Origin of the sequence: Candidimonas nitroreducens, from assembly GCF_002209565.1 — a bacterium.
Taxonomy (GTDB): Bacteria; Pseudomonadota; Gammaproteobacteria; order Burkholderiales; family Burkholderiaceae_B; genus Candidimonas; species Candidimonas nitroreducens.
This window is the reverse complement of record NZ_NJIH01000021.1, coordinates 1-21,029: the sequence shown is the minus strand read 5'-3', so window position 1 is coordinate 21,029 and position 21,029 is coordinate 1. Positions and strand designations below refer to the sequence as shown.

The 21,029-nt window shown below is 66.8% G+C and carries 19 protein-coding genes; 15 read left to right on the top strand and 4 right to left on the bottom strand.

The window, feature by feature from the left end:
* Positions 1-25: 25 nt before the first annotated feature.
* Positions 26-1,531 (bottom strand): exodeoxyribonuclease VII large subunit, encoded by a 1,506-nt coding sequence (gene xseA / locus CEY11_RS24540; protein ID WP_088606072.1) that lies wholly within the window; start codon positions 1,529-1,531, stop codon positions 26-28.
* Positions 1,532-2,440: 909 nt separating this feature from the next.
* On the opposite strand from xseA, the gene CEY11_RS24535 reads away from it, so the two are divergent.
* The 8 genes from CEY11_RS24535 (at position 2,441) to murJ (ending at position 8,942) form a co-directional block, all read left to right on the top strand.
* The gene (locus tag CEY11_RS24535; protein WP_088606071.1) at positions 2,441-3,067 is read left to right on the top strand and encodes a MotA/TolQ/ExbB proton channel family protein; all 627 of its coding nucleotides are present in this window, start codon (positions 2,441-2,443) and stop codon (positions 3,065-3,067) included.
* Positions 3,064-3,474: an ExbD/TolR family protein gene (locus CEY11_RS24530; protein ID WP_088606070.1), complete on the top strand. Its 411-nt coding sequence runs from the start codon at positions 3,064-3,066 to the stop codon at positions 3,472-3,474. The genes CEY11_RS24535 and CEY11_RS24530 overlap by 4 nt, the downstream gene beginning before the upstream one ends.
* Positions 3,471-4,550 carry a tetraacyldisaccharide 4'-kinase gene (gene lpxK, locus CEY11_RS24525; RefSeq protein ID WP_088606069.1) on the top strand — a complete coding sequence of 360 codons (1,080 nt, stop codon included), beginning with the start codon at positions 3,471-3,473 and terminating at the stop codon, positions 4,548-4,550. Before CEY11_RS24530 ends, lpxK begins: the two co-directional genes overlap by 4 nt.
* A 316-nt stretch (positions 4,551-4,866) precedes the next feature.
* Positions 4,867-5,058 carry a Trm112 family protein gene (locus CEY11_RS24520; protein ID WP_088606068.1) on the top strand — a complete coding sequence of 64 codons (192 nt, stop codon included), beginning with the start codon at positions 4,867-4,869 and terminating at the stop codon, positions 5,056-5,058.
* The gene (gene kdsB, locus CEY11_RS24515; protein WP_088606067.1) at positions 5,055-5,819 is read left to right on the top strand and encodes a 3-deoxy-manno-octulosonate cytidylyltransferase; all 765 of its coding nucleotides are present in this window, start codon (positions 5,055-5,057) and stop codon (positions 5,817-5,819) included. The genes CEY11_RS24520 and kdsB overlap by 4 nt, the downstream gene beginning before the upstream one ends.
* A gap of 127 nt (positions 5,820-5,946) precedes the next feature.
* Positions 5,947-6,603 (top strand): adenylate kinase, encoded by a 657-nt coding sequence (gene adk, locus CEY11_RS24510; RefSeq protein ID WP_088606066.1) that lies wholly within the window; start codon positions 5,947-5,949, stop codon positions 6,601-6,603.
* 12 nt (positions 6,604-6,615) lie between these two features.
* A complete protein-coding gene (locus tag CEY11_RS24505; RefSeq protein ID WP_088606065.1) occupies positions 6,616-7,374 on the top strand; it encodes a 3-hydroxyacyl-CoA dehydrogenase in 759 nt (252 codons plus the stop codon).
* A 5-nt stretch (positions 7,375-7,379) separates the two neighbouring features.
* Positions 7,380-8,942, top strand: coding sequence for a murein biosynthesis integral membrane protein MurJ (gene murJ, locus CEY11_RS24500; RefSeq protein ID WP_088606064.1), 1,563 nt, complete (start codon positions 7,380-7,382; stop codon positions 8,940-8,942).
* Here murJ and CEY11_RS24495 read toward each other — a convergent pair.
* A complete protein-coding gene (locus tag CEY11_RS24495) occupies positions 8,917-9,864 on the bottom strand; it encodes a LysR family transcriptional regulator (protein ID WP_088606063.1) in 948 nt (315 codons plus the stop codon). The genes murJ and CEY11_RS24495 overlap by 26 nt on opposite strands.
* 95 nt (positions 9,865-9,959) lie before the next feature.
* Here CEY11_RS24495 and CEY11_RS24490 point away from each other — a divergent pair, with 95 nt between their 5' ends.
* The 3 genes from CEY11_RS24490 to rpsT all read left to right on the top strand — a co-directional run bounded on the left by CEY11_RS24490 (position 9,960) and on the right by rpsT (position 12,879).
* Positions 9,960-11,384, top strand: coding sequence for a CoA transferase (locus tag CEY11_RS24490; protein WP_088606062.1), 1,425 nt, complete (start codon positions 9,960-9,962; stop codon positions 11,382-11,384).
* Positions 11,385-11,475: 91 nt separating this feature from the next.
* Positions 11,476-12,456 (top strand): Bug family tripartite tricarboxylate transporter substrate binding protein, encoded by a 981-nt coding sequence (locus tag CEY11_RS24485; protein ID WP_088606061.1) that lies wholly within the window; start codon positions 11,476-11,478, stop codon positions 12,454-12,456.
* Positions 12,457-12,615: 159 nt separating this feature from the next.
* Positions 12,616-12,879, top strand: coding sequence for a 30S ribosomal protein S20 (gene rpsT, locus CEY11_RS24480; RefSeq protein WP_088606060.1), 264 nt, complete (start codon positions 12,616-12,618; stop codon positions 12,877-12,879).
* A 252-nt stretch (positions 12,880-13,131) separates the two neighbouring features.
* On the opposite strand, the gene CEY11_RS24475 is transcribed toward rpsT, so the two are convergent.
* Positions 13,132-13,458: a DUF3579 domain-containing protein gene (locus CEY11_RS24475; RefSeq protein WP_088606059.1), complete on the bottom strand. Its 327-nt coding sequence runs from the start codon at positions 13,456-13,458 to the stop codon at positions 13,132-13,134.
* 324 nt (positions 13,459-13,782) lie between these two features.
* Between CEY11_RS24475 and argF the strand changes: the two genes are divergently transcribed.
* The 4 genes from argF (at position 13,783) to selD (ending at position 17,685) form a co-directional block, all read left to right on the top strand.
* A complete protein-coding gene (gene argF / locus CEY11_RS24470; RefSeq protein WP_088606058.1) occupies positions 13,783-14,724 on the top strand; it encodes an ornithine carbamoyltransferase in 942 nt (313 codons plus the stop codon).
* Positions 14,725-14,873: 149 nt separating this feature from the next.
* Complete coding sequence (locus tag CEY11_RS24465) at positions 14,874-15,335, top strand: GNAT family N-acetyltransferase (protein WP_088606057.1); 462 nt, start codon at positions 14,874-14,876, stop codon at positions 15,333-15,335.
* Positions 15,336-15,409: 74 nt separating this feature from the next.
* Complete coding sequence (gene mnmH / locus CEY11_RS24460) at positions 15,410-16,519, top strand: tRNA 2-selenouridine(34) synthase MnmH (protein WP_088606056.1); 1,110 nt, start codon at positions 15,410-15,412, stop codon at positions 16,517-16,519.
* A 104-nt stretch (positions 16,520-16,623) separates the two neighbouring features.
* Positions 16,624-17,685 carry a selenide, water dikinase SelD gene (gene selD, locus CEY11_RS24455; protein ID WP_088606099.1) on the top strand — a complete coding sequence of 354 codons (1,062 nt, stop codon included), beginning with the start codon at positions 16,624-16,626 and terminating at the stop codon, positions 17,683-17,685.
* 278 nt (positions 17,686-17,963) lie between these two features.
* On the opposite strand, the gene CEY11_RS24450 is transcribed toward selD, so the two are convergent.
* A partial coding sequence (locus CEY11_RS24450) for an autotransporter outer membrane beta-barrel domain-containing protein (protein ID WP_088606055.1) occupies positions 17,964-21,029 on the bottom strand: 3,066 nt, incomplete at its 5' end.

The following is a 21,029-nucleotide window of genomic DNA, read 5'->3' as shown; positions in this document are numbered from 1 at the left end:
GTATATAAGCCCCTCGCCGCGGCGCTTACAACAGACCGTGGGCCTGCAGCACCGACACTTCCGCGCCGCCCTGCGCAAGCTCCAGCGCCAGGCGATCACCGGGCTGCAAAGCGCGCGCATCGCACACCAGAGCCCCGCTGGCGTCGCGCACCAGCGCATAGCCGCGTCCGAGTATCTTGCGCGGATTGAGCGCCTCGAGCATCTGCGCCGCGGCGTCCAGGCGCGCGCGCCGCAAGGCCAGCGCACGCTCGGCGGCGCGCACAAGCTGCTGCTGGTGGCGCAGCAGATCGAGCCGTGCGCGCGCCGGGTCGGGCGTGGCCTGAACCAGGCGCGCCGTCAGCGCTTCCAGTCTGGCGCGGCGCCGTTCTGCCCCGCCTGTACCGGCGCGTGCCAGCCTGTCGCACAGGCCGCGCAGCACGTCCCGCTGGCGCGCCAGGCGCTGCGCCGGCGGCACCAGCATGGCCACGGCACGATCCAGGCGCAGCGCGGCGCGTTCCAGCAGGCGCCGCTGCTGGTTCTGCAAGGCCGTAAGGGCGGCCTCTATGCTGCGCAGGCATTCGCTACGGGCGCGGCAGCACAGTTCGGCCGCCGCGGTGGGCGTAGGCGCGCGCAGATCGGCGGCGAAGTCGGCGATCGTGAAGTCGGTTTCATGGCCCACGCCGCTGATGAGCGGCATGGGGCTGGCGGCGATCATGCGCGCCAGCGCTTCGTCATTGAAGCTCCAGAGATCCTCGATGCTGCCGCCGCCGCGCACCAGCAACAATGTATCTACTTCGGCACGTTCGTACGCCTGCGTCAACGCCTGGCAAAGACGGCCCGCGGCATCGGCACCCTGCACCGGAGCCGGATAGACAATGACGCGCACATGCGGGGCGCGGCGCCGCATCGTCGTGAGCACATCGTGCAGCGCCGCGGCGGCCAGCGAGGTAACGATGCCCACCTGCACAGGCATGGGCGTGCAGGGCCGCTTGCGGGCCGGATCGAACAGCCCCTCGGCGGCGAGCTTTTCTTTCAGGGCCATGAAGGCTTCGTGCAGGTTGCCCTGCCCCGCCCGGCGCAGCGCCTCGACCTGCAGCTGGTACTCGCCACGCGCCTCGTACAGCGTGACTGCGGCCCGAAACTCGAAGCGCTCTCCGACACGCGGTACGAAGCCCACGGCCTGGGCGCGGCCGCGGAACATCACGGCACGCACCGCCGCGCGTTCGTCCTTGATAGTGAAATACCAGTGGCCCGAGGCAGCCTGGGTGAAATTGGAGACCTCCCCGCGTACCCATAGTGTCGGTACCTGGGCCTCGAGCAGCCGGCCCACCCGGCGGTTCAGTTCCGAGACCGACAGCACCTCGCTGCCGGACGGCAGTTGCCCGCCCGGCAGTTCGTTGCCCGGCAGCGAGGTGCCCGGCAAGATGTTGCCCGGCAAAGCGTTGCCCGGCGAGGTGTCGCCCAGCAAAGCGTTGCCCGAAACATCGCCGTCGGGCAAAGAGTTGCCCGGGAATGTGTTGCTCGACCGATCGCCTTTTTTACCTTGATACATAGAGTATGTTTAAGTGCAGCTATATAGATATAGATTAGATCCGAATAGTGATGGAATCCCGTGACGGCATCCCGCGCCGCCGATGCTCGCCGTGGCACTGCCACGGCTACGCTCTGCGCCCCGATACACGGGCTGTCTTTGTGGCCATGCGGCTCGCCTTTTGGCACGGGCAGGCCCTAACGAGGACGGCAGTTGCGGCCACCCCCGAGGATGAAAGAGGCTTCTTTCACATTAAGGCCGGCCAGCGCAAGCCATGGCTCCAGTAGCGATTATCCCGCGAAATTGCGCGGCCGGTGCAGCCTCGGCAAGCCAGGCCCGGGCCGGAAACAGCGGCATGCTGTCCACAGACGGCGGGCTACTGTCAAACTCCTGAAATATCAATTAAATTCGCCCTGATAGTCAGCATATGCTTTAAATATTTTCTATAAGCATTTGATTTATATTATTAAATATTAGCAAACCAATTTGACTCAAAATTACCCAATCGACCTCCAGGCCTACGTAATTGCGCCTATTGCGCAAGTTCTGCACAGAATTATCCACAGTTTTTGTGGATACCCGCCGGAGAGTAAGCGTTCATGCCGTTTTGCCCTCGGCCATGCAAGTATCATGGGCATTACGGGCTTGTTACAGCCCCAAACGCACGCAGCGCGGGGCACTTGCCCCGGCCGGCTTCGCGCCATGCCGGCCCTGTCCCAAATCGGCGCCGGCGCCAGCCGGCTGCACCTGGCTCTGCACCTGGCCGAGGCAGGCCGGCGGGCCGCAAGCCGCCACGCCACAGCTTGCCCGTAAGCCATGGCGCGGCTTGCCTTTAAACCATGCGACGGCTTGCCCTTAAACCATACGACAGCTTGCCCTTAAAATAGCAAGCCCATCACCCACTGCAGGCTATCGGCCACAGGAGACATTTTGCTGGAAATCGTACGCGAAGCAGGCTGGCCGATATGGCTGCTGGTGGCCACCTCCGTGCTGGGCCTGGCCCTGATCATCGAGCGCCTGCTGTCCCTGCGCCAGAACCTCGTCATTCCTCCGCAGCTCGCCTCGCAGGTCATGGAAATGATCCGCCAGAACGGCGATACGCCCGAGGCGCTGACGCGCCTGGCCGACAATTCGCCCCTGGGCCGGGTGCTGGCCGAAGTGCTGCTGCATCGCGACGACGGCGAATCGCAGCGCACCCGCGCCGCCGAAGACGCCGGCAAGGACGTGGCCTACCGGCTCTACAGGTATATACCTGCCCTGGCCACCATATCCGTGGTCGCGCCGCTGCTGGGGCTGTTCGGCACGGTAGTGGGCATGATAGAGATCTTCGGCGCCTACGACCCGGCCGGAGGCGACCCGGCAATGCTGGCGCGCGGCATATCCATGGCGCTGTACAACACGGGCTTCGGCATCATCATTGCCGTGCCGGCCCTGATCTTCCACCGCTATTTCCGCTCGCGGGTCGACTACTACGTGCACCGCATGGAACGCGAGGCCAGCGCCCTGAGCCGCCTGCTGGGTACGCGGCAGCAGCGCGGGCCGGGGGCCGGGGCATGAATTTCCGCCCGCCGAACAGCGGCGACGAGCCCGAGATCAATCTGATACCGCTGATCGACGTGCTGCTGGTCATACTGATTTTCCTGGCGGCGACCACCTCATTCACACGCATCAAGCAGCTCGGCATCGAGCTGCCCCAGGCCCAGGCCGATGCCGTGGATCCCAAGGCCATCAATATCGCCGTCAGCCGCGACGGGCAGTACGCGCTGGACGGCCGCTGGCTGCAGAACCCGGACACGGCCGCCATCGCCGCGGCGCTGGCCGAGGCCGCCGGCGGCAGGAAAGATCCGGTGCTGGTCATCAATGCCGACGCGCAAAGCACCCATGCATCGGTGGTGCGCGTCATGCAGGCAGCGCGGCTGGCCCACATAGGCCGGGTCGATTTCGCGACCCGGGACGCACCTTGAAGCCGGCCGCCGCCCTGGCCCGCGCGGCGCATGCCGTCTGGCGCAGCAAGGGCCCGGCCAGCACCCTGCTGCTGCCCTTGGCCTGGATCACGGGCCGCGTCGTGGCCGCCAAGCGGCGCCGCTACCGCCGCAATCCCGAATCCGCCACGGGCTCGCCCCACCCCGTCATCATCGTGGGCAATCTGTATGTGGGAGGCACTGGCAAGACACCAGTGGTGCTGGCCCTGATCGACGCCTTGCGCGCGCGCGGCTGGCACCCGGGGGTGGTCAGCCGCGGCTACGGCGGCCGCGCGCAAGATGAGCCGCTGGTCGGCCTGGGGCGGCTGCAGGCCGAACGCTACGGCGACGAACCGGCGCTGATCGCCGCGGCCGGCCGCGTGCCGGTGGCCGTGCACCCGCGCCGCGCGCTCGCCCTGCAGGCCCTGCAGGCGCGCCACCCGGAAGTCGACCTGATCATTGCCGACGACGGCCTGCAGCATCTGGCCCTGGCGCGCGACGTGGAAATCGTGGTGCAGGACGCGCGCGGCCTGGGCAACAGCCGGCTGCTGCCGGCGGGCCCCTTGCGCGAACCGGCCTCGCGCCTGGCCGAAGTCGACTATATCGTCACCAATCTGGCCACGGGCGAAGCCACGCCGGCCGGCCCCGCCACGCCGGCGCGCCAGGTCGTCATGCGCCTGGCACCGGGCCGCATGCTCCACTTGGCCTCGGGCCGCGAGCTGGACTGGGGCGCGTGGCGGCAGGAATACCGCAGCGCGCGTGCCGGTGCCCTGGCCGGCATCGGGCAGCCGCGGCGCTTCTTCGGCATGCTGCAGGCCCACGGACTAAGCCTGGCGCAGACCCGCGCCATGCCCGATCACGCGCAATACACCCGATCGCCCTTCGGATACTTCGATACCGATGTGGTGCTGATCACAGCCAAGGATGCGGTGAAATGCGGCGCCTGGGCCGACGACCGGGTGTGGGTGGTCGAGGCCGCGACGCGCTTCACGCCGCCTGGCTGGTTCGACGAACTGCATGCCCGGCTGACGGCGCTGGCGGCGCAGAAGGCGGCGGCGCCTGGGGCGGCGGCGCGGTAGTTCCCGCCCAGAATCCTCCGGCAACCCGCAAGCGTGGCGCCGGGCCGCGTCGACAGCCGGTGTCAACGCTAAGTAGAAGTGTCCGCACCCCCTTTTCTCCCAAATAGAAGTGTCCGGTTTTCTCCCAAGTAGAAGTGTCCTGTCGACAGCCGGTTTCAAAAGCGCGGCCCGCGATTTACACTTATACATTCGTTGTGCGTAGCCGGGCCGCCTTGCTGCTGTCCGGGCCGCATTCCATGCGCGCCGGGCAGGCATTCCCGCCTATGCCCGAATCGCATGTTCCCGCATTTTCTTCTATAGGTTTACGAAGCCCGGCATGGAATCCCGCCTGCTCGAAATTCTGGTGTGTCCTTTGTGCAAAGGCCGCCTGCGCTACGACCGCGAACGCCAGGAACTGCTGTGCTCGGCCGACCGGCTGGCCTTTCCGGTGCGCGACGGCATACCGGTAATGCTCGAAAACGAGGCGCGCGACCTGAACGACGCCGAAAATCAGGCCGAAGCGCAGTGAGCTTCATCGCCATAGTGCCTGCCCGCTGGGCTTCGACGCGCCTGCCCGGCAAGCCGCTGCTGGACATCGCCGGCAAGCCCATGGTGGTGCGCACGGCTGAACAGGCGGCACGTTCCGGCGCCGCACGCGTCATCGTCGCCACCGATACCGCCGAAATCCAGGCGGCGGTGCAGGCCCACGGTTTCGAAGCGCTGCTGACCCGCGCCGACCACCCCACCGGCACCGACCGCCTGGCCGAAGTGGCGGCGCGGCTGCAGCTGACCGCAGACACCGTGGTGGTCAACGTCCAGGGCGACGAACCGCTCATAGATCCGCGCCAGATCGACGCGGTGGCGCAGTTGCTGGCGCACGATACCCAGGCCGCGATCGCCACCTGCGCCAGCGCCATCGGCCATGCGGACACCTTGTTCGACCCCAACGCCGTGAAGGTCGTATGCGACCAGCGCGGCCGCGCACTGTATTTCTCGCGCGCCCCCATACCGTGGGCCCGCGACGCCCTGGCCGACGGGCGGCGCAAACTGGCCAACGGCCTGCCGGCACTGCACCACATCGGACTCTATGCCTACCGCGCCGGCTTCCTGGCGCTCTTTCCCACCTTGCCCGTGGGCCCACTGGAACGCTACGAATCGCTGGAACAATTGCGCGCCCTGGAAAATGGCCACGCCATCGCCGTGCTGCGCACCGAATACCATCCGGCCGCGGGCGTGGACACGCAGGCCGACCTGGCGCGGGTGCGCGAGGCATACGGAAATCGGTTATAAACCTTGCCGGGATCCACGCAGGCCGGCGGGAAATCGGCGGCTGAGCAGGAATTGCTGCATTGCGGCATAATCGATAAGAAAACCGCAACATCGACAAAAAACTCGAAAAACTCCAGGAGAAAATTTCATGCGACTGATACTGCTTGGCCCGCCGGGCGCCGGCAAAGGCACCCAGGCTGCGTACATCACCAAGAAATTCGGTATTCCGCAAATTTCCACGGGTGACATGCTGCGCGCCGCCGTCAAGGCCCAGACTCCGCTGGGCATCGAGGCCAAGAAGGTCATGGACACGGGCGCCCTGGTATCCGACGACCTGATCATCGGCCTGGTGCGCGACCGGCTCGAGCAATCCGACTGCAAGCCGGGCTACCTGTTCGACGGCTTCCCGCGCACGCTGCCGCAAGCCGACGCACTGAAAGACGCCAAGATTTCGCTGGACTATGTCGTCGAAATGGTGGTGCCCGAAGAAAACATCATCGAACGCATGAGCGGACGCCGCGTGCACCCGGCCAGCGGACGCAGCTACCATGTTCACTTCAACCCGCCCAAGACGCCCGGCATCGACGACATTACCGGCGAGCCGCTGGTGCAGCGCGACGACGACCGCGAGGAAACCGTGCGCCACCGCCTGGCCGTGTACCGCGACCAGACCCGGCCGCTGGTCGACTATTACTCGCAGTGGGCCGATTCCGGGGCGCCCGGCGCGCCGCGCTTCCGCCAGATATCCGGGCTGGGCAGCGTGGAAGAAATCCGCGACCGCATCTTCCAGGCACTGCAAAGCTGAAAGGATCACCCCATGGAAATCCAGAACAAAGTATTCATCGTCACCGGCGCCGCCTCCGGCCTGGGCGCGGGCACGGCGCGCATGCTGACCGAAAACGGCGCGCGCGTGGTGCTGGCCGACCTGCAGGACGAGGCCGGCCGGGCACTGGCCGGCGAACTGGGCCAGACTTATGTGCACTGCGACGTCACGCAAGACGCCGACGGCCAGGCTGCCGTGGCCGCCGCGCGCGCGCTGGGGCCGGTGTTCGGCCTGGTGAACTGCGCCGGGGTCGCCCCGGCCTCGCGCATCGTGGGCAAGAACGGCGCCCATACGCTGGAGCTGTTCCAGAAGGTGGTCGGCATCAACCTGATCGGCACCTTCAACATGGCGCGCCTGGCCGCCGCCGCCATGAGCGAGAACGACCCCGAGCCCACCGGCGAGCGCGGCGTGCTGATCAACACCGCCTCGGTGGCGGCCTATGACGGCCAGATCGGCCAGGCCGCCTACGCGGCGTCCAAGGCCGGCGTGGTCGGCATGACACTGCCGATTGCACGCGACCTGGCCAAGCTGGGCATACGCTGCTGCACCATCGCCCCGGGCATTTTCGGCACGCCCATGATCTTCGGCATGCCGCAGGAAGTGCAGGACTCGCTGGCCGCCAGCATTCCCTTCCCCTCGCGCCTGGGCCGGCCCGAAGACTACGCCAAGCTGGTGCACAGCATCATCACCAACGACATGCTCAACGGCGAGACCATCCGCCTGGACGGCGCGATCCGCATGGCGCCGAAATAAGATCAGTGAGCCTGTTCCGTTCGGCCGCCACGGTCAGCAGCCTGACGCTGCTGTCGCGCGTCGTGGGCATGCTGCGCGATGTGCTGATCGCCAGCACCTTCGGCGCAGGGCCGCTTACCGACGCCTTCTGGGTGGCCTTTCGCATCCCCAACCTGCTGCGCAGGCTGTTCGCCGAAGGCGCGTTCTCGCAGGCCTTCGTGCCCATCCTGGGCCAGGCCCGCACGCACAAATCGGATGCCGAGGTGCGCCTGCTGCTGGATCGCGTGGCGCTGCTGCTGACCGCGGCGCTGCTGCTGGTGACGCTGGCCGGCATGGCGGCCGCCCCCTGGGTGGTCAGCGCCATGGCCAGCGGCATGCGCGCCACGGCGCGCCATCACGAATTCCAGGCCGCGGTGGACATGACCCGGATGATGTTCCCCTACATCGTCTGCATGTCGCTGGTGGCCTTCGCCTCGGGCGTACTCAATACCTGGAGCCGTTTCGCCGTGCCGGCGATCACGCCGGTGCTGCTGAACATCGCACTGATCAGCGCCTGCCTGTTCCTGACGCCGTGGTTCCACACCCCCATCTACGCGCTGGCGGCCGGCGTACTGCTGGGCGGCCTGCTGCAGCTGCTGGTGCAATGGCTGGCGCTGGCGCGGCTGGGGCTGCTGCCGCGCTACTCGCTGCGGCTGCGCGCCGCCTGGCGCGACCCCACGGTCAAGCGCATTCTGCGGCAGATGCTGCCCGCCATACTGGGTGTCTCGGTGGCGCAGGTGTCGCTGCTCATCAACACCAACATCGCCACCTGGCTCGCGGCCGGCAGCGTCACCTGGCTGTCGTTCGCTGACCGCTTGATGGAATTTCCCACCGCCCTGCTGGGCGTGGCCCTGGGCACGGTGCTGCTGCCCAGCCTGTCGGCGGCCCACGCCAAACAGGACGCCGACGGCTACAGCGCGCTGCTGGACTGGGGCCTGCGCCTGGTCATGCTGCTGGGCCTGCCCGCAGCGCTGGGTATGGCCATGCTGTCCGAAGGGCTGGTGGCGACACTGTTCAACTACGGCGCATTCAACGGCCACGACGTGATGCAGACGCGGCTGGCCGTCATGGCCTATGCCGTCGGCCTGATCGGCCTGCTGGCCGTGAAGATCCTGGCCCCGGGCTTCTATGCCCGCCAGGACATCCGCACACCGGTCAAGGTGGCCATCGCAGTGCTGGTGCTGACCCAGGTCTTCAACCTGATATTCGTGCCGCAATTCGCACATGCGGGGCTGGCGCTGTCGATCGGCCTGGGCGCCAGCGTCAATGCGCTGTGCCTGGCAGTCATCCTGCGCCGCCGCGGCGTTTACCGCCCGCACGCCGGCTGGACGCTGTTCCTGCTGCGCATGGTGCCGGCCCTGGCCGCCCTGGCCGCCGTGCTGCTGGCTGCCAATCACACCGTGGACTGGCTGGCCCTGGCGGCCCATCCCGGGCGCCGCGTGCTGTACCTGCTGGGCGTGCTGGCCGCCTCGGGCATCGCCTATTTCGCCGTGCTGCTGGCCTGCGGCTTCCGCACGCGCGACTTCACGCGGCGCCGCGCGCGGGCCTGAGCGGCCCGTTCCCGGGCGGTTCGTCCAGCGCGGCCAGCTCGCGCGCCACGGCCAGGAAGCTTGCCAGCGCGGGGTTATCGTCATCCTTGCGCCAGGCGATGGAGACCTCCTGGGTCAGGTAAGGCCCGTCGTCCAATATCGGCAAATACCTGACCTTGGGGTGCATCAGCGATGCCAGATTGCTGGGTATCAGCGCCACCGACAGCCCCGCCGCCACCAGGCACATGACGCTGCCCACCTGCGAACACTCCTGCTCGATATTGGGCGCGAAGCCCGCCGCGGCACAGGCCGAAATGAGATGTGCGTGCGCCGAAGGCACCTTTTCACGCGAGAAGGACACGAACGATTCCCGCGCCAGTTCCCGCAGCGCAATGGCCTTGCGCCCGGCCAGCGCGTGGCTGGCCGGCAGCGCCGCCATCAGGCGGTCGTGCCGGTACAGCAGCGTTTCGAAAATAGCGCCTTCGCGCGGTAGCGGCGTGCGCAGCATGCCCAGATCCAGTGCACGTTCCTGCAGGCGCTCGATCTGGTCTTTGGTGGTCATTTCCACCACGCGCAGGCGCACCTGAGGGTACTTGCGGCGGAAATGCCGGATCAGATCGGGCATGAAGCCGTAGCCCGCGCTGCCGATGTACCCGAGCGACAACTGGCCGATCTGGCCGCCGCTGGCATGCTGGGCGCGCTCTATGGCGATCTGCTCGAACTTGAGCCACTGATACGCCTCTTCCAGGAACACCCGCCCCGCGGGAGTCAGCGATACCGCGCGCTTGTTGCGCAGGAACAGCGGCGTGCCGACGCAGGCTTCGAGCCGCTGGATGGCCTGGCTGAGCGGCGACTGGGCCATGCCGACCCGCAGCGCCGCCCGGCCATAGTGCAATTCCTCTGCCACGGCGATGAACTGGCGCAATAGCCGGCTATTCAACATATAGACTTTTCTTGTCTTACAGATACATGAATTATATGTTGGACGTGTAGATTCCGGCTACCTAAACTGCTGCTGTTCAAACCGAGGAAACCGCCATGCAGGCAGCACATACCCTAGCCGATGACACTCGTGACGCCGTCCTGGCCCTGCTGGCCGGCCAGCCCTGGGCCGACACCGGGGCGTCGCGGCGCCTGCGCTTCCATGGCACGCTGCCCCGCTTCGACTCGGCGCATAAGCTGACGCTGGCGGCGGCAAGCGCGGTAGGCGCCTACGCGCTGGGGGTCGAACAATGGTGGCACATGGCGCGCGGCCAGCGTCAATCTATAGCCATGGACTGGATGCAGGCGGCCAGTTCCTTGAATCCGGGGCACTTCCAGACCCAGAGCGGCTACGCCCTGCCCGCCCTGTCGCTGCTCACGGAATTGAAAGCCGATTTCTACCGCACGCGCGACGGCCTGTGGTTCTTTCCGATAGGCTCGTACCCGCACCTGCGCGACGGCGTCCTCGATTTATTGCAATGCGCCAATACGGCCCCGGCCCTGGCGGCCTCCATCGCCGGCTGGAATGGCCACGATCTGGAGGAAGCCTTCGCGCAGCGCAAGCTGCCCGGCGTCTACGCGCGCTCGGCCGACGAATGGCTCGCGCACCCGCAAGGGGCGCTGCTGGCGGGCAAGCCGGCCATCGAGGTCACGAAAATCGCCGACGGCGATCCGCAGCCACCCAGTGGCGCGACCCGGCCGCTGGACGGCATACGCGTGCTGGATCTGGGCCACGTGATAGCCGGCCCCGTGGTGGCACGCTCGCTGGCCGAGCACGGAGCCGAGGTGTTGCGCATCAGTTCGCCCACCAACCAGGATCCGTTCCGCCAGACGGTGGACACCAATATCGGCAAGCGCTCGGCCTTCCTCGACCTGGGCCGGCCGGTGGATCAGGCGCGGGCGCGCGAGCTGGTCAGCGGCGCCGACGTGGTGGTGCAGTCGTGGCGGCCGGGCAGCATGAAAGCCCGCGGCCTGGGGCCGCAGGAAGCGGCCGTCATCCGCCCCGGGCTGGTGTACGTCACGGTTACCGCATTCGGCGACGAAGGCCCATGGGGCACGCGCGGCGGCTTCGAGCAGCTGGGCCAGGTGGCGACCGGCGTGGCGACCAACGAAGGCGGCGCGGACAAGCCGCGCCTGGTGCCCACCTACCTGCTGAACGATTATCTGACCGGCTATCTGGGCGCGGCGGGCGTCATGATGGCATTGATACGGCGCGCCACGGAAGGCGGCAGCTACCACGTGCGTGTGTCGCTGGCACGCACCTCGATGTGGGTGCAAGAACTGGGGCTGGAACCAGACTACGATCCGCGCGCGCCTCGGCGCCATTTCGCCGACGAGCTGGATCCGGTGCTGGAAACACGCTCTTCAGCCTACGGCCCGCTGCAGCAATTGCCGCCGGTGGCGCAGTTTTCCCACACCCCCGCGCGCTGGTCGCTGCCGCCGGCGCCCAACGGCGCGCATGCACCGTGCTGGCGCGAATAAACAAATAAAACAAGGCCGGACGACACGGCCGAAGATTGAAGCAAGCAGCTCGAAGTCCCAGCCACTGGCTGACTACCATTAGGAGACAAGCATGTTCAAACCCGCATTGATCGCGGCGGCATCGGTCGCGGCGGCCCTCGCCTACCCCGCAGCGCAGGCCGCAAACTACCCGTCCCAGCCCATTACCCTGATCATCGGCTTCGCGCCCGGCGGGCCGACCGACTCCATAGGCCGAGTCCTGTTCAAGCAGGTGTCCCAGGAACTGGGCGTGCCGGTCGTGATAGAAAACCGCCCGGGCGCAGGCGGCACCGTGGGCGAACAGGATCTGCTGCGCGCCAAGCCCGACGGCTACACGCTGCTGTACGGCACCTCGTCCATCACCACCGCGCCGGCGCTGTTCGGGCGCAACGACCTCGACCCCAAGACCGCCTTCGACGTGGCCGGCTGCTCGGTCGCGGTGCCGCTGATATTGCTGGCCGGCAAGAAGCTCAATGTCCAAAGCGCGACGGCGCTCTACCAGGACATGAAGGCCAGCCCCGGCAAGTACTTCATGGGTTCGTCCGGGGTCGGCTCCATAGACCACCTGGTGGGCACCGACATCGCCACCCGGCTGGGCCTGACTTTCCAGCACGTGCCCTACAAGGGCAATGGCCCGGCGCTGTCCGACCTGGCCGCGGGCAACACCAGCTTCATGTATTCCGGTTCGTTCAACAGTGCCATACCGTTCATCAACAGCGGCAAGGTCAAGGCGCTGGCGGTAACCTCGGCCAAGCGCTCCCAGGTTCTGCCCGACGTGCCCACGCTCGGCGAAGCCGTGCCCGGGCTGAAGGGCTACGACGCCGGCACCTGGCAGGTGCTGCTGGCGCCCAAGGGAACCAGCCCGCAAATACTGCAGAAACTCGATCACGCCGTGCAGGCCGCCATGAAGAGTCCGGAGGTAATGAAGAGCCTGCGCTTCCAGGGCGCGGAAGTCATGAACAAGACGCTGCCGCAGTGCCAGGCCTATATAAACAGCGAATATGAGCGCTGGTCGGGCACCGTCAAGCGCCTGGGCCTGAAGGCGGGAAGCTAGGGATCCGGCGGCACAGGAAGGAGCCCCGCGCCGGCGCGGCACCGGCGCCCCGCCGGCGTGGCGGGGCCAAGCCACCTTGAGCTGGTCGCTATTTACATGTACCTGTTTTCCCTATACAATTTACGTTTGCCCGGTTTAATTCTAGGTTTATATTTAACAATGGCCAATTCCGCCCAAGCTCGTAAGCGCGCCCGCCAGTCGGTAGAGCGCAACAAACACAATTCCAGCCTGCGTTCGATGCTGCGCACCTCGATCAAGCGCGTGCGCCAGGCTATCGCCACCGGCGACAAGGCCGCCGCTGCCGAAGTCTTCCGCAAAGCAACCAGCGTCATCGACAGCGTTGCCGACAAGAACATCATCCACAAGAACAAGGCCGCTCGCCACAAGAGCCGCCTGGCCGCGGCCGTCAAGGCCCTGGCCTAATCGACACGACCGGGTCGTAGCGGCGCGAAGTTTTTCGCAGCCGCTACAGCACTGGGGGCGCCGCGGCGCCCCTTTGTTTTGCCTGGAACCTTCTCATCGGGAAGCTTTTCGTCCGGCATCTTCTCGTCCGGACACCTGGCCGCATGGCCCGGCAGCGGCCATCCCCCGCACATCCGGCCATCCCCACACATCCTCAGTGTGCATCCCCGCCAACGCCGCAGGCTGCTTATTCCGGCCCGAGCCGCCGTTTGCTCAAGCCGCGGGGCCCGGCGACTCGGTGGTCTGCAGCCGGTTGTCGCGCGCGAATTCGTACGCGAATTTCCAGGCCAGGGGCTCCAGATCGCGCAGGCGCGCATCCACCACCACGCAACGCACCCCGTCTATAAGCGTGGGCAAGGCATACGGCGAATAAGTCAGATGGCCGCCGGCGCTGCCCGCCGGCCGGAATGGCGAGAGCACCCCCGCCAGGCGCTCGGCCCAGTCGCTGGGGCGGAAGCGCTGCCCATCGAGGGTGACGCCGTGGATGATGAACTGTTGCACTAAGGTCTGTTTACACTGAAAAGGGCGCTGGTTTAGCACAAACGGGCCTTGCAGCCCATTTACGCACCCAAAGAGACGCTGGCACCCAGAGTAGCGCTGCCCCAGTGGGCAAATGGAGGCCGCCCCGGCAGGGGTTGCGGCGCTTGCGGAACCGGCAGGCCCTGCGCCATGAACGTCCGCGCCCGAATTGTACCCAATTTGAGCTTTCGGATTGCCTACAAGCCGCCCTGCCCGCGCAGCGCTTCCAGCGCGCCGCTACCCGCGAGACGTCGAATATGTATATCATTGACTCTTTCCCATCATCACTTGCAAAAGCGCTCTTGCATTGAGCGCCGGCCGAGTTTTTCTCGATCAAGGCTCGATATGGCTTCCACTCCACCGCAAACCGGCCCGCTGCGGCACTTCCTGCAATTCCGCGACCTGTCGCGCGACGAAATACGCTATGTGCTGGATCGCGCCCGCCTCATCAAAGACAAATTCAAGCGCTACCAGCCGCACCATACGCTGCACGACCGCAATCTGGCCATGGTCTTCGAAAAGGCCAGCACCCGCACCCGCGTGTCGTTCGAGGCCGGCATGTACCAGCTCGGGGGCTCGGTCATACACCTGACCACCGGCGATTCGCAGCTGGGGCGCGCCGAGCCCATCGAAGACACCGCAAGAGTCATCTCGCGCATGGTGGATCTGGTCATGATCCGCACCTTCGAGCAGACGCGCATCGAACGCTTCGCGGCCCATTCGCGCGTGCCCGTGATCAACGGCCTGACCAATGAATTCCACCCCTGCCAGATCCTGGCCGACATCTTCACCTACATAGAACACGCCGGCCCGATCGAAGGCAAGACCGTGGCCTGGATCGGCGACGGCAACAACATGGCCTACACCTGGCTGCAAGCCGCCGAGATGCTGGGCTTTCGCCTGCACGTCTCGGCCCCGCAAGGCTATCAGCTCGACCGCAAGCGCATCGGCCAGCCCTCCGACACCGTGCTGCGCGAATTCGCCGACCCCATGCAGGCCTGCCGCGGCGCGCACCTGGTCACGACCGACGTCTGGACCAGCATGGGCTACGAAGCCGAAAACGAAGAGCGTCGCCGCGCCTTCGCCGACTGGTGCGTGGACGCCGAGATGATGGCGGTGGCCGACCCGGCGGCGCTGTTCATGCACTGCCTGCCCGCGCACCGCGGCGAAGAGGTCACCGGCGAGGTCATAGACGGCCCGCAAAGCGTGGTCTGGGACGAGGCCGAGAACCGCCTGCACGTGCAAAAGGCGCTGATGGAATTCCTGCTGCTGGGCCAGGTGGCCTGAAGCCGGCTCCCCGCAAGCCCGGCTGCGGCGAGGCGCACCGCCCCGCTGTCGTTCCGTCCCAGCCCGGAGGCCTTGCGGCGTCCTTGCGCCAGCCTTGCACCGCAAATGCGCGCCGGCTCCACGGCCGGCGTTCAACCAAGGAAATACTCATGCCCAGCCCCGCGCACATCCGCCCGCTTGCCGAATCCGACTTTCCCGCCTGGCTGCCGCTCTGGGACGGCTACAACACCTTTTACGGGCGCAGCGGCCCGACCGCGCTGCCCGAGCACATCACCCGAACCACATGGTCGCGCTTCTTCGACGCCTACGAGCCCATGCACGCACTGGTGGCTGAACGCGACGGCCGGCTGCTGGGACTGGTTCACTTCCTGTACCATCGCAGCACCACCATGATCGGCCCCATCTGCTACCTGCAGGATCTGTACACGGCGGCCGACGCACGCGGCCAGGGTGTGGGCCGGGCATTGATCGAGGCCGTCTACGAACGCGCCAGGCAGGCCGGTTCGCAGCGCGTATACTGGCAGACGCACGAAACCAACCAGACGGCCATGCGGCTATACGACAGCGTGGCCGACAAGTCCGGCTTCGTCGTGTACCGCAAGCCGCTTTAGGGCTCGTTTGCGCCAAAAGAAAAGGCTCATCCCTTTTGGTGTAGACAGGCCCTGGCCCCGAACCCGACTCCAAAGTGAAAAACCTGATCGTCCCGCTGGAAAACCTCGGCGACTTCGACGAGATCATCGATGTACGCACGCCGCTCGAATACGCCGACGACCATGTGCCCGGCGCGATCAATGCGCCGGTGCTCAGCAACGAAGAGCGCGTCACCGTGGGCACCATGTACGTCCAGGTCTCGCCCTTCGAGGCCACACGCCTGGGCGCCGCGCTGGTGGCGCGCAATATCGCCGCCCATCTCGAAACCCTGTTCGCCAACCGGCCGCGCCAATGGCGGCCGCTGATCTACTGCTGGCGCGGCGGCAAGCGCTCGGGCTCGATGACGACCTGGTTCAACATGATAGGCTGGCAGGCGCGCCAGCTGGACGGCGGCTACAAGACTTACCGGCGCTCGGTACTCGATCGGATCGAGACGCTGCCGGCGCGCTTTCGCTACGTAGTGCTTACCGGCCACACCGGCACCGGCAAGACGCGGCTGCTCGAAGCGCTGGCGGCCGAAGGCGCGCAGGCGCTCGACCTGGAACGCCTCGCCGCGCACCGCGGCTCGCTGCTGGGCGCCCTGCCACGCCAGCCGCAGCCTTCGCAAAAGCGCTTCGAGACGGATCTGGTTGCCGCATTGGCGGGCTTCGATCCGGCGCGCCCGGTCTTCGTCGAAGCGGAAAGTTCACGCATAGGCCGCATCAGCGTACCGCTGCCGCTGCTGGACTGCGTGCACCGCGGCGACTGCATCGCGGTCAGCGCCAGCATTGCGGATCGCGTCGGTTTCCTGCTGCAGGACTACGCCCACCTGTTCGACGAGCCCGAGGGCTTCAAGCAGACCCTGGCGCGCTATACCCAGCTGCATGGCAAGAAAACCGTGCAGCGCTGGCACGACATGATAAACGCCGGCGCACGCGTTGAATTGTTCACCGAACTTATCGAACTGCACTACGACCCGGCATACGCCCGCAGCAGCGGCGCGCATTTCCAGGGTCTGGATCGCGCCACGCACTGCGTCCTGAACAGCGCCCCGGAATCTTGCCTCGAGCAGGCTCGCGCGCTGCTGGGCCGCTTCGACGCCGCGGCGCTGCGAAGCCCAGGTACAGGGCAACGGGATACCCGCAACACTGCGACGACATCATGACTGCCACAAACTCCTTTACCGACTCCTTTACCGCGGCTTCCTCCGCCGCGACCGACACCATCGACGCCACCGCTGGCGGCGCCACGGCTTGCGCGACCGCAGCCATGGAAGCGGCGGCGGCGGTGGCAGCGGCCCCCAGGCTCACCGAGCTCTCGCACGGCGGCGGCTGCGGCTGCAAGATTTCTCCGGGCGTGCTGGCCGAGCTGCTCGGGCACCTGTCGCCGGCCGCCGGTTTTCCCGACCTGCTGGTGGGCTCGGACACCAGCGACGACGCCGCCGTCTACAAGCTCAACGATGAACAGGCCATCGTCGCCACCACCGACTTCTTCATGCCCATCGTCGACGACCCCTACGACTTCGGGCGCATCGCCGCGGTCAACGCGCTGTCCGACGTCTATGCCATGGGCGGCAAGCCCATCATGGCCCTGGCGCTGGTGGGCATGCCCATCAACGTGCTGCCGCACGACGTGATCGCGCGCGTGCTGGAAGGCGGCGCCTCGGTCTGCGCGCAGGCCGGCATACCGATAGCGGGCGGCCACTCCATCGACTCGGTCGAGCCCATCTACGGCTTGGCCGCGCTCGGCCTGGTGCATCCGCAGCGCATCGCCCGCAATGTCGGTGCGCGTGCCGGCGACGCGCTGATCCTGGGCAAGCCGCTGGGAGTGGGCATATTGTCTGCCGCGCTGAAAAAGAACCAGCTCGGCGCCGACGGCTACCGCGCCATGATCGCCTCCACGACGCTGCTGAACCGGCCCGGCTCGCGCCTGGCCGCCCTGCCGGGCGTGCATGCCATGACCGACGTCACCGGCTTCGGCCTGCTCGGGCATACGCTGGAACTGTGCCGCGGCGCCCGGCTGGCGGCGCACATCCGCTACGATGCGCTACCGTGGATACAGGGCGCGCGCGAATTCGCCGAGGCCGGCATCCGCACCGGCGCCTCGGCGCGCAACTGGGCCTCGTGCTCGGCCGAGGTGGAATTATCCGGCGCCCTGCCGGCCATCGCTCAGACCCTGCTGACCGATCCGCAGACCTCGGGCGGTCTGCTGGTGTCCTGCGACCCCGCCGCCGCGGACGCAGTGCTGGACATATTCCACAATGACGGCTTCGGGCACGCGACACTGATCGGCCACATGGCCGCGGGAGAGCCGCGCATCATCGTCGCCTGAGCGGCATGGCGCCGGCGGCCGCGCCGTCGCAACGTCGCAATACCGCAATACCGCAATACCGCAACAACGCAATACCGCAACGCTGTAACACTGCATTCATATCGTTTCCCGCCCTACGCCCGCCTGTCCGGCAAAGCCGGGTTGCGCGGACACTTCCTGTGCCGCGGCGAGCAGGCACCGCGCCCAGCCCGCGGCGCCCACTCTGTAAATGAGACGGGGCCGGCACCTCTCCAGGTGCCGGCCCCGCCATCGCCTACCGCCGAGGCGGTGGGCCCGCCTTAGAACCGGTATTCCACCCCGGCCTGCAGCGATTGCGCGCTCACATTGTCGATGTGCAGCACGCTGTCATACCTCAGGTAGGCGCTGGCCGACTTGCCGATCGGCAGCTTCGCCCCGACCCCGGCCGTCAGCATGCCACGAGAGTCCACCGTACCCGGGATCACGAAGCCCGTACCATCGGCCGCCGTCACCGAGACGTTGCGGCCCGTGTTCAGGGTTTCGTAGGCATAGCCCGCACGCAGCTGCAAGGAAGCCGGACGATCGCTGTTACGCATCACGAACGGGTAATCCAGCGTGACGCCCACATACGGCTGCAGGCTTTCCAGGCTCTGGTTGGACACGCGCAGGTTCTGCGCCGTCGGGCCGCTTTCGTCCATGCCGAAGCCGTCCAGGTGGGCATAGCGCAGCCCCACTCGAGGTGTGAGCACCACCGAGCCCAGATTCCAGGAACGGCTGCCTTGCAGGCCGGCCGTGACTTCCTGCCCGTTGCCGCTGCCCTTGGCGCTACCCAAGCCACCGAAGGAACGCGTGGTCGATGCGAAGTCGTAGGCATAGCCCAAGGTTCCGGCCAGGGTGAAGGCGCCGAGGTTCTTCGCGCCGTAGCCCGCGATGCGCAGAGTATCCAGCGTGCCCTTGGAGCCATTGCCGCTTTCCAGCACATCGGCATGGCTGTAGCCGCCGGCCACGCCCACCGTCCAGCCCTTCCACTGGTGATCCAACCCAGTCAAGAAGCCGAAGCGGCGATCGGTGACGTCCGGCGCATCGTGATTGCCGTCGACCTGCGTGTTGGTGCCCTGTGCCTGAATCCAGACACCGTTGCCCTGGCGGGCGCAGATGTCGGGAGTCTGGCCGGCGCTGCTGCCGGCATCCTTGCCGCCAGCCTTGGCCACCACGCCGCAAGGCCCGGCCAGGCGCTCCAGCAGTGCATCGTTGGCGCGCTGCGATTCACGCAGGGCCGACGAAGCCACCGCTCCGTATATGGTCGCCTGGGTGGGCGCCACAACCATGGGAGCCACGCTCAGGTTGGCCGCGCTGGACAGGTACAACACACCGTACTTCGAGCCCGCCGGAGCATTGCCCGCCACCGTAGAGAAGGTGCCGTTGACGGTATTCGCACTGACCAGCGTGTACGTCTGGCTGGAGTACGTACCCGGCGCATACAGCAGGCTCAGGTTGCCGGCCAGCGTGGCCGTGCCCGACACCTTCAGCTGCGAAGCCACCTCTGGGCTGACTTCGATCTGCAGGGTGCCGGTGGGCGATTGCGTGTAGTTGCCGTTCACGGTCAGGGTGCCGATCGATCCGCCCGGCCACACCATGCCGCCGTTGTTGTCCACATTGCCGTTGACGCTGCCGTGGCCTCGCAGGGTGCCGCCGGAATTGACCGACACATCGCCCAGGATGCTCGCCGAGGGTGTGCTTGCATCGCCCACTTCCAGCGTGCCGCCATTGATGGCGGTGCCGCCGGTGTAGGTATTCACGCCGTCGAGGATCAGGGTGCCCGTACCGACCTTCACCAGGCTGCCGCCAGTACCGCCCGCGACACCACCGTCGGAGATCACGCCGCTGATCGTCTCGTTGCGGTTCAACGCGCCTACGGTCAGCGCCTGGCCACCCAGGTAAACATTACCGGCGCCCGACAGCGAACCGATGCTCGCGCCCGCCGAGGTGCGGCTGATGTCCACCCTGCCACCGGCATTGTTGATGACCGTGGCGCCGGCCGCGTTGGCCTGGCCGCCTATCAACAGAGCACCGCCGGCGTTGTTGGTGACGGTGGATGCCCCGAGAGCGGCGTTGCCGGCCAGGGAGGTATAACCGCCCGAACTGTTGGTGATCTGGGCGGACTCTGCCATGGAGCCGTCGGCAAACAGCGTGCTGCCGCCCTTGCTGTTGGCAAGGGTGGCCGAGCCGGCATCCGAGCCCTTGGCAAATGTGGTGCTGCCGCCGCGGGTGTTGGTAATGCTCGCCCCGCCGGCCGTCGCTCCGTTGCCGAAGGCGGTCGTGCCGCCACGGCTGTTGGAGATGGCCGCCCCGTCGGCCGAGGCCTGATAGCCGAAGTAGGTGCGGCCACCGCGGCTGTTGCTGATGCTTGCCCCATCGGCGGACGACTGATAGCCGAAGTAGGTGCTGCCGCCGCGGCTGTTGGCGATGCTTGCCTCGCCGGCCGACGACCCGCGGCCGAACGAAGTACGGCCGCCACGCTCGTTGACGATCGTCGATGTTCCGGCTGTAGTGCCGGCATCGGCAAACGTCGTACGGCCGCCGCGATCGTTGGTGATGCTTGCGCCGTCCGCCGTCGCACCGCCGCTGAACGCAGTGCTGCCACCGCGCTTATTGGCGATCGTCGACGTGCCGGCAGTGGTGCCCGCATCGGCGAAAGTCGTGCGGCCACCCCGGCCATTGAAAATGGTCGATTCGTCAGCTGTCGAGCCGCCGCTGAAGGCCGTGCTGCCGCCACGGCTATTGGCGATATCGGCATGGCCCGCCGACGAGTGGTCGTTGAATGCCGTGCTGCCGCCCAGGACGTTGTCGATCGTCGCGCCACCGGCATTGGACCGGTCGTTGAACGCCGTGTTGCCACCCAGGACGTTGTTGATCGTTGCCCCGCCGGCATTCGAACGGCCGTTGAACGTCGTGCTGCCGCCAAACGCGTTGTTGACGGTGGCGTCGCCGGCTGTCGACCTGTCGTTAAAGGCAGTGCTGCCGCCGAATCTGTTGCTGATCCGGGCCTCGTCGGCCGACGAGTTGTCGTTGAAGCTCGTGCTGCCGCTGCCGACGTTGCTGATATGCGACGAACCCGCGTCCGAGCCCCAGTAGAAGGCTGTGCTGCCGCCGGTTCGGTTGCTGATATGCGACGAGCCCGCGGTGGTGTCCGTGCCGGCAAACGTCGTGCGGCCACCTGTTTTGTTGGTGATAGTCGAGTCGCCGGCTGTCGAACCGCTGCGGAAGGACGTGCGGCCGCCGCGCTCGTTGGTGATGTCCGACGTACCCGCGGTGGTGCCCGCATCGGCGAATGTCGTACGGCCGCCCCGGTCATTGGTGATGTCCGACTCGCCGGCCGTCGAGCC